This is a genomic window from Moorena sp. SIO3I6, assembly GCF_010672095.1.
The window spans coordinates 1-13905 of sequence record NZ_JAAHHU010000141.1 but is presented as its reverse complement, the minus strand read 5'-3'; the positions used below and the strand labels follow the sequence as shown (position 1 = coordinate 13905).

8 protein-coding genes are annotated in these 13905 nt (G+C 39.4%); all 8 read left to right on the top strand.

Translation table 11 applies throughout. From position 1 onward, the window contains the following. The first annotated feature begins 696 nt into the window (after nucleotides 1–696). The 8 genes from F6K49_RS27715 (at nucleotide 697) to F6K49_RS27680 (ending at nucleotide 13756) form a co-directional block, all read left to right on the top strand. On the top strand, nucleotides 697–1131 hold the full coding sequence (locus F6K49_RS27715) for a MarR family winged helix-turn-helix transcriptional regulator (RefSeq protein ID WP_293101780.1): 435 nt from the start codon (nucleotides 697–699) through the stop codon (nucleotides 1129–1131). A 1196-nt stretch (nucleotides 1132–2327) separates the two neighbouring features. Next, a complete protein-coding gene (locus F6K49_RS27710; RefSeq protein ID WP_293101777.1) occupies nucleotides 2328–2957 on the top strand; it encodes a VWA domain-containing protein in 630 nt (209 codons plus the stop codon). A 100-nt stretch (nucleotides 2958–3057) separates the two neighbouring features. Beyond that, a complete protein-coding gene (locus F6K49_RS27705; RefSeq protein ID WP_293101774.1) occupies nucleotides 3058–5655 on the top strand; it encodes a hypothetical protein in 2598 nt (865 codons plus the stop codon). Next, nucleotides 5613–9131 (top strand): hypothetical protein, encoded by a 3519-nt coding sequence (locus F6K49_RS27700; RefSeq protein WP_293101771.1) that lies wholly within the window; start codon nucleotides 5613–5615, stop codon nucleotides 9129–9131. Before F6K49_RS27705 ends, F6K49_RS27700 begins: the two co-directional genes overlap by 43 nt. Nucleotides 9132–9228: 97 nt before the next feature. After that, entirely contained in the window at nucleotides 9229–10284 is a 1056-nt protein-coding gene (locus F6K49_RS27695) for a hypothetical protein (protein WP_293101768.1), read from the top strand. A 496-nt stretch (nucleotides 10285–10780) separates the two neighbouring features. Further along, on the top strand, nucleotides 10781–11029 hold the full coding sequence (locus F6K49_RS27690; protein WP_293068459.1) for a UPF0175 family protein: 249 nt from the start codon (nucleotides 10781–10783) through the stop codon (nucleotides 11027–11029). Nucleotides 11030–11404: 375 nt separating this feature from the next. Then, nucleotides 11405–12376 carry a CinA family protein gene (locus F6K49_RS27685; RefSeq protein ID WP_293101765.1) on the top strand — a complete coding sequence of 324 codons (972 nt, stop codon included), beginning with the start codon at nucleotides 11405–11407 and terminating at the stop codon, nucleotides 12374–12376. 105 nt (nucleotides 12377–12481) lie between these two features. Continuing rightward, on the top strand, nucleotides 12482–13756 hold the full coding sequence (locus F6K49_RS27680; RefSeq protein ID WP_293101761.1) for a glycosyltransferase: 1275 nt from the start codon (nucleotides 12482–12484) through the stop codon (nucleotides 13754–13756). Nucleotides 13757–13905 lie beyond the last annotated feature (149 nt).

Here is a 13905-nt window from a genome sequence, read left to right as displayed (position 1 = left end):
TGCTCATCATCAGTGACTACGCACTTTTGAAAGATGCCGATTTTTTCAATAAAGACATTTTCCGGAGTATTAGAAAGCTGGGACATTTCCAAACTAGTCATTCTTCCAGTTGGTAAATAGTAACCAATAGAAGTAATACCGATTGACTGATGACTCATCTCTATATTCTCTATTCCCATAAGTGTTGAATCCAGTAATACAAGTTTACCAAAATGGCTGATGTTTTTCTATCGTTGTTGTCAAGCAAAGCAGCACTTTTCCCTGCTCCGAAGTCATAATAGGAAATAGGGAGTCGGGAGTCGGGAGTCGGGAGTCGGGAGTCGGGAGTCGGGAGTCGGTAAGTTTACTTTAAATCATGTACTATGATAAACACTGCTTGTCAATAAACTGGAAATAATTCTTAATAAACCCTGCTTTATTGTGTTTATTAACATACAGACTGTTATCGACAGACATCCAGGGATAGGTTGTCGTAGCTGAAGCCAACTTTGACCGTTGCGTTGGAATTACTCCAGCAAAAACCAACATCCCAATTCAAATGCGATCGCGTAAAGCCCACCGCTGACGGCTGACGGCTGACGGCTGACGGCTGAATGCTTACCCCGACTCCCGACTCCCTTTGCTATCGTTTTCAGTAATCCAATGGTGCCTAAGGCTCACCCTTGACAAACTCAAATATGTGTATATACTTTAAATATGCAGTTATCCACAACTCAACTCAACCCAGAGCAGTGTACCTGCTTTAACCTACGCAAAGCCACCCGTGTCGTTACCCAAATCTTTGACGATAAGTTGCGGCCTAGCGGTTTACGAGCAACCCAGTTTTCCATCTTGGCTGTGATGGCAACGGCTGAATCCTCCACTATCAAAAAACTTGCTCAAACACTAGCGATGGATCGGACCACCTTGACCCGCAATCTCAAGCCCTTAGAAAAGCAGGGACTAATTGAAATTAATCCTGGAGAGGATCGGCGGACACGATTGGTGGCACTAACGGCAAAAGGCCAGGAAAACCTGACCCAAGCTATTCCCCTCTGGGAACAAGCTCAAACAGAGGTGATTGAGAAGCTGGGTGTCGGTCCATGGCACAATCTATTGGAGCGGCTGACTGAAACGGTTTCCATCGCCTAATTGGCCACAGACTCGTGATCACAAGCCCCTCTTTTTTTATTTAGTAAATAAGTGTATATGCATTTATAAGTAAGACTCCGAATACATGATGATTTTTAATGGCAAATTAGCTACATTTACAATCACCCCACACCCAGTCACCCTATCCCGGACAGTTGATACTCACGTCTTTGTTAAAAACCTACCTTTATGAGGTTCCCTCTTGCCCCTCTTTCTATCATTAATTAATAGAGGCTTATTCCCAATCGGGTAATTGACAAATGGTTTCTCAAGTATTCTTTTTAGAAGTATAGCATAATAGGATCATTGGTAACACATTCACTAAAATAATTATCACAAACGTTGAATAAATATCAAAAAATATTAATTAATTTTTGATAAATTTTAAAGTTTATTAATTATAGTAAAAATCTTAAGAAAGTATAAATTCCACCATTTACTATTACGTATATTTATATACTACCAAATGTAAGTAAACTCACTGACATTTTACCCTAAGGATCAGCTACTACTAATCCCCCTTAGTTGGTGCAGCTACAGGGGCACTTTTCCTAGGCATAATAAAGATTTTACCCGGCTTTCGGTAGGTTGGATTTGTCTAGTGTCAGGCAGATATCCGTGGGAAAATCCCTAGCCCTATTTCCTAAATATATGTATATTTTATTACCTCATTAGTCCGGCGGAATAATTTCTACCGTTTGTTAAAACTAAATATGTATTCTTGGAGTTGATAAAAAGAGTTGATAAAAACATCACAAGACTCCAAGCAACCACTCAATAACTCAGTTTGTACAGGAGAATGAACAGGAAATTGAGCGAAAATTGGAAAACCTTAGAAACCGCTGTTTGTCAGTGCTACTAGGGCAATTCTTCCGGAAGCGAAGGGCCTGTGATCAGTTAGTTTGACAAAAGAGGTATTGTAGAGGTATTGTAAAATATCGTGAGCGAGCCGGGATACCGTGGAGGGATTTGCCGGAGAGATTTGGAGATTTCCGTTAGGAGCTATTTGGAATTTTATTCATAACTACAATCAATGTTTGTCGGGTAAATTATGCCATCACTACTTTATCAATATCCTGACTGTATAAGTCGGTTATATAAAAGCGATCTAGGCTTTTTTATCTGCTACATTAATTCATATAATGCTATCAAAGCTTGAATTGTTTTTTAGCAACATTTTCAGAGTAATCAGAATTATGTATGATGTCCCAGAAGAATTAAAAGACCGTGATTACACCATCATTATTGATAAAAGTGGCAGTATGACCATTAAGGACGAGAAAAGGGGGACAAAAACTAGATGGGAGGTCATGAAAGAAACTACAGAAGCTTATGCTAGATATTGTGAAGAAATCGACCCCGATGGGATTACTGTTTATGTATTTTCGAGTAGATTTAAGCGATACGATAATGTTACGACAAATAAGGTAGAACAAATCTTTCAAGAAACATATCCTATGGGTGGAACATACCTTGATGAGGTTTTGCGGGATGCTCTCGACAATTATTTCCAACGTAAAGCAAACGGTAGTGCTAAACCAAATGGGGAAATTTTCTTAGTATTTACAGATGGAGCACCTGATGATAAGCCTCCAGTAATTGATGTAATTGTGAACGCAACTCGTCGAATCGATAAGGATTCGGAAATTGGTATTTCTTTTATTCAAGTTGGTTCAGATCCCCAAGCAGCACAATTTCTACAAGAATTGGACAAATCTTTAGAAGAAAAGGGAGCACAATATGGTATTTGTAACACTCTCACTTTAGGAGATTTAGAAGAAATACCTCCACCAGAAGTACTATTGAGAGCTATTAATAGAGGATAATAAGCGACAAAAATGTAATCATTTTCATTGAGATACGCTTAATTAAATAAATTCAAACAAAGTCATAATTAGTTAATATAGTTAAATAAATTCAATCATCATGTCAAAGGTTGAACAACTGCGTAATTTTAATAATTTCGGTGAATCTATACTTAATAAACTTAAGGAATATGACTCTGTTATTCAGAATCAATCCCTTCAGCAGGATAGGATTTTAACTGAAATTAGCAATCAAGTTGAAATTGTCCGAAAGCAAGCAGAAGAAGTAGTTAAATCTTCTTCTTCACCAGTTAAAATTGCTGTTATGGGAGAATTCAAAGCTACAAAAACTACGGTCTTAGGTAGTTTACTTGGTTATGCAGGAATGTTACCAGACAGTGCAGTGGCAGCTACTGGGAATGTGACTCATCTCAATATCGTTCAGGTAAAAGGCTCGCAACCAACTGAATTTAAGTTTAGCGTTAAATATTTTAATCAGAACGAAATTGATAAATGTCTTGACTTTATACTTAAGGAGTTGGTTGTAAAGGCTGAAGGACAATTACCTAAGACGCAACTCGATAGTTTAAAAAACTTTAATTACAAAGATCCTGATGTTTGGGAAAACATTATCCCATGGTACGATGAAGTATCTAACAGTACTCCTGGATTAGATGGTGGATTAGAAAGCGCCATTCAAGAACTAGAAGTGTTTGTTAAATCTTATATACGTTATAAGAATTTATGCGGTCAATCCTTGCCTATTGATAATGCTACTCATGCTTACGCAGGTCTTCAGCTACCTAATGACCCCCGTTCGATCTTAGATATTCAGAAGTTTGAGCAGTTTCCCCCAGAAGACAAGGAGCAGTTTCCTAAGTTTTTGCAAGCCACCTTTCCTCTAATCGGACGAATAAATGTTGAAGTCAAAGTGTCAGATAAAATTTGGGATCTTTCATCTCTTCAAAAAGCAAACAAGTTAGTTTTATTAGACTTGCCTGGATTAGGGGCTGATAAATCTGAGCTTCGAGATCGATTTGTAAATGTGCATGAAATGGAAAATGTACAGACGATTTTACTATTGACCTATGGTCCTCGTCCAGGAAGTACAACAAACAATAAAATCATCGATCTGCTCCGAAAGCAAAGAAAAAACCAAAATCTCGATGATTTTATCCTTGTAGGTGTGGGGCGATTTGATGAGTTGCCTGATGCAAAAATTGGTATTGAAAAGCTTCTTCGTAACACAGATAAACTAACAGAGCAGAAAATTTTCGATGAAATACCAGCTTTGGGTGAGGTTATTGAAAATTCCCGTAATTTGACGAAAGGGAATGATCAGCGAATCGTTTTTATGTCAGCATTTGCTGCTCTTGAGTATTTGAGAAAAAACCTAGACAGCACCATTAAAATTGCGACACCAACTGTACTAGAAAGACTGAATGAATTTCAGAATCATTTTCCTGATCTAAACGAAAAGTGGCAGCAGTTAAGCAAAAGGCTTAAAAAGTCTGAACCTGATAGTATTTTAGTAACTTGGCTAGATGCTTTTACAAAAGATGGTGCTCTTTCTAGACTACGGTGTCTGCTTGAAAATCACGTGGCAACTCATGGTCTTGAACAATTATATAAAGATGTCAACCTTAAAGTACAAACTTTGGTTAAGGAACAACAAAATTTAGCACAGAAAGTTAATAATCCTTCACTGGCTAAATTGCTGGCTTCTGAGAATCCCAAATTACGAATCCTGCGCCAAGCACTCCGAGAATTAGCAGATAGCTATCAAGCGTTAAAAACCCATTTAGAAAAAAATCCATTGGAATTGGGAGTAGGAATAGATGAAACAAGAAGCAAAATTTCCCTTCGACAAGAGGTTGAAGAAAAAGTAAATTCTGAAATCTCTCGCTGGAGTGAATGGAGAACCCTATTTCTCAAAATTGAAAACGGAATCGTCAATTTGCAACGTAACAGTAGAGGTGAATTTTCTTCTCGAAGAACAACTCGAAGAACAAAGAGAGAACGAAAACCTTTTACTAGAAGCGATGAATTTTACGATCGTTTTAAGGACGCTTGCGATAACATAGAGAAATTTACTCAGGAGCGTGTTGACCAGTCTATCAAAGACTGGTTAGATGAATTATCAAATAACCTAATTTCCTTAAAGGATAATCAAAGGACAATCAATATCAAAAAAATACGGTCTGAAATTGAAAATTGTGTTGTGAAAAAAGAAGAAATACAAGAATATATACAAGAGTTACTTGATGATTTAGCATCTCCGAGCGAATGGGAATCAGAGCTACTCGAAATAGTCAAAGAAAATAGTTTTATAACTATAGACCCAGAAACTTTATTTCCTTTACCCCGTGAAGACAAAAATAGTAATGAACCTGCTTTGATATTCGGGTGGTCTCCAGACCATAAACAAGCTAATCAAAGAATACCACTCTACGAAAACCATCTAACTTTTATACTGGGACTTCGAGATACAATGATTTTTAGCGTTAGTGATAGCTTTATTCAACTTTTAAGCAAAACAAATCAAACAGTCAATAAGGAACTCCAAACATCATTTTTAGAAGATGCTATTGGAAGATTGGAAGAAGATTTCTTAGCAGATAGAACGTTGCTAAAACAAATGGTAGGTGAAGAGCCAACTGAAAAAACCACACCAGATTGGTTATTAATTCTAAAGGAGCTAGTAAATATTCCTCTTTAAATTTTGCCAAAGATGTTGATATGCCTGTTGGAATTAAGATTGTTGGAAATAAGATTGTAAATAAGAAGTTTCTGTTGAACCAAATCAAAACAGTAAACAATACTAAGTGGTTAAAGCTTCCTGTAATAGAACTGATTCATGAGCACGAGGATCCAGCTAATATTATAAGGATTGATCAGATCAACTGTACTATAACAGGAAATCCTCTAGAACTTAGAGATAAAATTCAACAGGCTTACAATAATTCTTTTAATAATTATCCAATACCATTTTATCTCGATTCGCTATTACGATTTTCTCCATACTGCAAACTCGATAGATCTCTGCCCATTTATGCCAATTATTTTTTAGGATTTAATATAGATTATATCGAGCAAAATAGCAACGTAAGTGAATCGCACACAAAGTCTCAAACCTGTAATTTATTTTACAAAAAAACAAGTAAGGGGGAAAAAATGCTCTCACATGGTGGATGGATTGCTATCGATTTTGGTACTTCAAATTCTACTGTTACTTTTTACGATCCTAGAGAAGCAATAGAACCAAACGAATTATCCTTGGAACAAAAAGACCTATTATTTAAACTTTTTAACGAATGGTTAGGCTCATCTGACTCAAAATTACCAGGAGTTGGTGATGATGAATGGCAGGAATATATCGAACAAGTTGAAAGTAATTTGGGAAAATCTTGGCCAGAAATTATCGACAATAAAAATAGCTCGATATTGTTAGAGGGAATTCGCCAACTAGAAATTTCCTTAGGTACTAGACTAGATGATCCAATCTACCCGGTAGTTAGTAAAAAACTTAACGAAATTTACCGTCAATTATTTCAGTTACCACCCTTACAAAAGGAACGTATCGTTCTGGCAAAAATAGATAAAAATCTACCCCAAGATACACAAATTACTAGCGAACTGGAACTGGTTGGTGTAAATGGATTCTTGGAAGTGGAAATGGGGGAAATAGCTAGAAATAATCGATTGGCAGCGATGTCCCAAGAGACTACTGATGAAAACCAGGAAGATGAAAACCAGGAAACATTTTGGCGAAAAATAGAAAGTAAGTTTCATCATTCTCCGAAGCGTTACCTTAATAAAACCAGAAAAAAAGGAGAAGAAGATAAAATCAAGATATATTGGCAAGGAGAAGAGAAAAATATTGAATATAGTGAGCTAATTCAAGCAGCGATGAAATGTCTGATTGAATTAACAGAAAATTTTAAAGATAAACCGGAAAACAAAAAACGTTATGATAGCGGTAAATTTTACAGAGTAATAGTTACTTATCCGACGGTATCTAAGCCAGAAAATCGTCGTAAACTGGAAGAGTTAGTAAGTCAAATTCTTGAGCAAAAATTTACAGATACAGATGTAAAAGTAGACGTAAAAAAAGATTTTGATGAAGCAATCGCTGCTGCTATTTTCTATGTATGGCGAGAATTTGGTGGAAACCAAACTATCGGTATAGAAGCTTTTAAAACTCGCTGTCGTCGTAGCGGTCAAAAATGGGCTCAAAACCTAATGGTATTGGACATTGGTGGTGGAACGACAGACTTGGCTTTAATTCGTTTACTTCTGAGAAATGATAGTCCATTTGACCCAGGAGAAGATCGAGGAGCTGGTGGACGTTACTATGTTCTGACTCCAGAGTTGATGGGGTCTTCTGGACACTTATTTTTAGGGGGTGAGTTAATTACTCTACGGCTCTTTCGCGTGCTTAAAGTAGCGATTGTTGACAATTTGTTAACGGCATTTACAGAAGGAAAATTAAAGGATGATAAGTTAGACCTGCTGATCAGAGGATTAGAGCCAAGATTTTTGCAACAAGATAATCACAACAAATACCGCACTGGCTCCCTATTAGAGTGCATTGACAAAGAAAACCCAGAAAACGATCCATTTTATTCAACAGTTTTAAACTATGCAGAAGAAATATTACCAACTCGATGGAAAGAGGATCGAAAAAAACTACAAGCTTTTTACACCCTTTGGCGATGGGCTGATGATGCTAAAGTTGAATTAAGCAAAGGTACCGTTGAATATGATGAATATGAAATTCCGCCGAATCAATTAGAACAATTTATTCGCGTTCAACAAGCTATTGAGCTTGGTGAATATAATCCTGGCATCAAGCTATCTAAACAACAACTTGAAACAGCTGCTTCAAAAGTTGTTGGAGAAGCAATCAATATTGCTAAAGAATTGCTAGAAAGCCGATTGCCTAAAGACAGTTCAACTGGTCAAAAAGAACCTTTGGATTGGTTAATTTTATCGGGACAGACTTGCCATCTAGATTTAGTCAGGCGTAAAATTAATGAAATCTTTAGCAATACCAAGAACGATTTCGAGTGGAACCCAGCCAGGATTACTTTTGTACCTGACTATGCCAAATTAGCTACGTCAATCGGGGCTTGTTATGGCATGAGCCGACAGCAGTTCACTTATTCTCCGAAATCAGCGAAAGACAAGCTAAAAGAAGGTAAAAGCGAACTCTATATCGAAGTTAATAATTTACTTTACACATTGCCTTGTGCTTTCTTGAGGCAAGTTGTAGGTTCTTTAGAACCAGTTTTTCAAGCACGACAGCCATTGTATAAATTTAATTCTAATGAGGAAGCTAAAGCTCGAAGTGAATGGTTCGGTGTTTTACCAACTACGAACATTTATCGTCGAGACTTTGAAAGTCAAAGAGAAATTTTATGGGCTAAATTTAACTTTGAAGAGATTGCCAAACAAATCGGAATATATTCCCAGAATAATAATCAATGGTATGAGGGATTCCAAGCTCAGTTTGAAGTTAACCAAACCCTAGAAATTGAAATGGTAGTTTGTCGGGGCAAACCTCATTATTTAGTAGGGGATCAGGTGGATGACAATAACTCTACCTTAACAAATATTAACCAAACAATATCGGAAGAGCTAAAAACAAGAAAAGAAGAGTTGGAGAAAGCAAATATACAAGAAGAAGTTCCTCAAGCTATGATAATCGATAGTGAACTTCAGTGGGATATTGCTATTGGGATCAATGAAGAATCTCCACAGCTAGTTTTCAAGGCTGGGGAAAAACTTGATGATATTTTTCACAATGAAGACGAAGGAGAACAAACAACTAAAGAAACTAAAGGAGCTATCAGCAAAGATCAGAACCAGAAGCCTCGACCTCTCCCAGCATTCCCCAGAAGTGGCAAACACACCTTCTATGCTTACTATCCCAGCTTAGAGAGCCCACAACTGAAGGAAATATATCTTGGTACATTAGGATTTGAGGAAAATCAGATTAAGGATAACTGCAGATACTACATTACAATTGATGACCAAAGTAATCTGCGTATTCATGAAGGGGAAGTTCCTTATTGGATATCGGATCAACCAGAAGTTTTAAAAGAAAAAGATGGATGTGTACTTAGAGTTAAGCGTAGTCCCATAGAAGAAGAGAATAACGATGAGCAAAACCCCTTTAGTGGAGTACACTGATGGTGATGGATTGAGTCAACTGCTCAAACAGTTGTTAGTAAGAGACTCGGAGCTAGGGCGATATCTACGGCATACTCTCAGGGGACTGTATGCCTCTTTGGAATCAGCCCGTGCAGAAGCTATAGAAAATTCAGAAGAAGCTACCCTTTGTGGTCAGCTATCCGAACTACTAAATCAGCTTTTAGAAGAGAATACTTCTAACGATGATCTCTCTAACAAAGATACTTCCAAGAATACAAATTCGGAAAATTTAACTGATTTTCCAAATCCAGGATTAATTCGCCAAGATTTCTGTAATGACTTCTTCACAGATAAGAAACTTTACCCTTATATTGGTGATTCAAAACCTCGAAGCACTAATGACTCAGACTTATGGGACGAAATTCAAAAGCTTTTACTGCGTGTTCCAGAGTCTATGGCCCAAAAGTTGCAAAATAAAGCTCTGCAGTCAGCTAAAAAAATCAACGCCAAGGAAGATGATACGAATAACAACGAACTTCCTTTTTCAGAAAATAAACTTCTCTATCCTGGTTTAACAGGAACAGTTAAGGCTAAAGGGTTGTGTTTATCAACTGAAGCTTCCTTATACTCAGAGATTAACGATAAAACTCTAGATGGCGATCTGAAATTTCTTGCCCAGATCGTATCTATCTGCATAGATTTTATTCAAAACGACCCCTCCCTACATCATTGCCTGAAAAGTATTAAATTTTTTGGGATAACCCGTTTTAATTCCAAGCATAGAGAGGATTATATTAAAACCTTGATACTTTTTTTCAAAAAAGTCAAAGACCATGAACAAGATCCGATTAAATCCTTAAAGGCAAGGCTGGACTTAGACGAGGCGATTAACTCATTAGTATATCAGCCTTTAGCTGACCCAAATTCCTGGTGGTGTAATTTGCAGAAAGACGCGAGAAAAACCCTTGACAAAGCAGTGGAAAGAGTTAATAGTATGGATGGTTATACAGCAGGATGTCAATGGCTTTTAGGTGTTCGAGATGATATTATTAAATATACAGAGAACAAAGATGATGTAATCGATAAATTACAGGTTAGAGGTACTCCTGGCAAAGTATTAGCTTGCTTGCGTGTTTACGCTTGGATTAATGAAGAAAAAATGCCTGGTCGAGTAATCTTTTACCCAAAATAGCTTATCCTTTGTCTGACCAAGGCAAGGTACTCCTTGAAGTGTGGAATTCCATAACTCCTGAAAAAAACTGACTTAACCTAAAAATTCGCCCATCCCAACTCATTCTTGACCTGCTTAAATCCCAGAAGTGTTGAATGTTTTAAACGTTCAACACTTCTGATTACACCCATGGAGCAGTCTTGATTGATCTTTACGTTGACCCCGCCTATCGCTGTGGAAGCTTAGGTGCAGCGTTGATTTGTGCGATCGCAAACGAAATGACCTGCATAAACTGGACAGTTATGGGAGGGCTAGGGTGTGTCTTCAAACTCGGAGATCCCCCTAAATCCCCCTTAAAAAAGGGGGACTTTGACTATGGCTCCCCCCTTTTTTAAGGGGGATCTAAATCTTGCGGAAAACTTTGAAAACACGCCCTAGTACCAGTTAGCTGAAATCTAGTAAAAACAGAACGTTTTTGAGCTACCCTTAAAAATACGATTGATAAAACAATTCTGTGATGAGTATCGTTATTTCAGACGCAATCCTACAAGCATCCCAGCTTACCCCAAGTGAGTTTCGCCAGGAAATTGCATTACACTTGTTCCAAACAGGTCGCCTAACACTAAACTATGCCAGCCGACTGGCCCACATGGAACCCAACGAGTTTCGCCAATTTCTTAAGCAGCGCAAAATTCCGCTTTACTCCTACGATGTTGAAGACTTTGAACTTGACTTGAAAAATTTGCGGGAGTTAGGAAGGTTGTGATTGTTATTAGCGATACATCGGCAATCACAAATTTGGCAGCGATTCAACACTTACAGCTTCTGCCTCAACTTTATAATCAAATCACGGCATCCCGATCAGCGTAAAACACATTTTTGAAACCTTGTCAAACTTCGGAATAACGTTTTTGATCCGAAGATCGGATTATTGTTAAACTGTTGTGCATTTAAATTAAATATTATTCAGTTATAAAAAAACGTCAAACCCTCTCCCCCTACTCCCTACTCCCTACTCCCTACTCCCTACTCCCTTGCTCTCAAAACCATTAAATTTAAATAAAGACCAGCTAATAAAACCCAATCATTGATAGTGTAATCAGAGTCAATTCATTGATCTTTTGGACAAAGACAATCAAAAATGTCGAAAAATAAGGTTTTGATGGTACTGGTCTCGCTAATTTTACCCTTTGTGCTTGGTGTCCAACTAGCAATGGCTGATACCAGCGACTCAGATCAAACCTGCTTACGAGGGTTACTGTACATGGACAACGGTTGCAGTACAGTAGATTATATGTCAATTGATTACACTCCTGTGATGAATGACAAAGCTGAAAGCTTTTTGAAAGAAATTAAAGCACGGCAGCTCAATGTTGTCACAGCGGAGTCTCTGACCAGTGGCATGATTATTTCCACCATCGTCAACATTCCCCTCTATGGCTCTTACACCTACGGTGGATTTTCCACCTATGATAGTGATGCTAAGCGCAAGATGCTTGGGGTCAAAAAAGGCGATGTTTATACAGAAACCACAGCTCGACAAATGGCTGCTGGTGCTTTGAAAAATAGTCGGGCGATGGTCTCCATTGCAGTTACCGGACACGCCGGACCGGTTGACAAAAATAAATTGGAAGACCTCGGTGTTGTCAACGCAGCAGTTTCTATTCGCACCATCTCTGAGAGCCAAGACAGTGACATCCAAGAGCAGCCCATTGTCTTCAATACCAGCCACCGGCGCATGGCACTGTGCGATGGTGATGGATTGCCTATGACTGAAGTTGTATGCCAACAATATCGTTCCGAAGCTGAGGCCGACCCTAAGGGCTATGTATCAGCTCCAATCTTATCCATGACCCGGAAATTGATTCGGCAAAATGTGGTGATTGACGCTCTGGAACTGGCGACACAACACCTCCAAAATTTTGTCTGTACCAGCGACGGCGATAATGTGACTTGTAAAACTCTCGACTCCATGTGTCAAGAACCCTATGATGGCCGTTACATCAGGTACGGTGAACCAACTTGGGTGATCAAGGAGCACAGCGAGCGTTGTCGATTGGGTATAGGAAAGGGAAGAAAGAAAAGGGAACAGGAAAGACGGAGCAGGCAGTAGAGAGTAGGGAACAGGGAACAAAAATTATCACAATTGATTCATGTACCCTTATTCCCAGATCCGCTGTTCCCTGTTCCCTACTTCAGCAAAGAAGTCTACTGACCTATGCATATATTTATCCAAACACTAGGTTCACGGGGCGATGTCCAGCCCTATGTAGCATTAGGCAAAGGTTTAAAAGCAGCAGGACATACCGTCACAGTCTGTACCAGTGCCAGTTTTGAATTATTCATCACCGAGCATGGCTTAACTTATGGCTATATGAACGATGAGATGATGAAGCTGATCAATTCAGATCAAGGTCGGGATGCCATGGAAAATACCACCAACCTCTGGGAAATCATCAAACTCACTCGCAAGTTATCTAAACAAGTTGCTCCCATGCAAAGGATGATGCTTAATGATAGTTGGAATTCCGCACAAGAAGCCAACCCGGATCTGATCATCTTCCACCCCAAAGCCTATGGGGGTCCTCATTTTGCGGAAAAATTGGGCATTCCCGTGATCATGGCGGTTCCTGTGCCGATGCTGGTGCCTACAGCTGAATTTCCTAACATGGGCTTCCCGAATTGGCCTTTAGGGGGCTGGTATAACAAACTGACCTATCGCTTCGTCAATCGATTAATGGAGTTTTCAGCAGGCAAACCTGTTAAAAAGTGGCGAGCTGACCATGATTTGCCACCCCAACCCGGCAATTTTAATATTCTGCGTACCACTACCGGTGAACAGATTCCGGTTTTATATTGTTACAGTAAGTTTGTTATGCCAGAAGCTACGGACTGGCCTGAGAGTGTGGTGGCAACAGGCTACTGGTTTCTAGAGGAAAAGGACACATGGCAACCACCGGCTGAGTTACAGGATTTCCTTGATGCTGGCAATCCTCCGGTTTATGTGGGTTTTGGCAGTATGGCTGGACGAGATCCCCAGCGGCTGACGGAAATTGTGATTGAAGGGTTACAGCAAGCCAATGTCCGGGGTATTATTGCTAAGGGTTGGGGTGGCTTGGCAGTGGATGACTTGCCCGACAGCATTTTCAAAATTGACAGCGCTCCCCACGATTGGCTTTTCCCCCGTATGGCCGCAGTGGTGCATCATGGTGGGGCTGGCACTACCGCTGCTGGCTTACGGGCAGGTCGTCCGACTATCATTTGTCCCTTTTTTGTAGACCAACCGTTTTGGGGCGACCGTGTTCATGCCCTTGGTGTCGGCAGTAAACCGATTCCCCAGAAGACGTTGACTGCCGAGAAGCTGGCTACTGCTATCCGCGAAGTGACGACAAACCAGACTATTCGGCAAAATGCTGAAGCCTTGGGCAAACAAATCCGGGATGAAGATGGCATTGCTAATGCGATCGCTATTATTGAATCTCAATTGGGTTAGGATTTTAGGGAGTCGGGAGTCGGGAGTCGGGAGTCGGGAGTCGGGAGTCGGGAACAGGAACCAGGGAGTAGGGAGTAGGGAGTAGGGAGTAGGGAAGAAAGAAGAGGGAATTGTTAATGGGATGGGTGGGTTATGAACGCACCCTACTA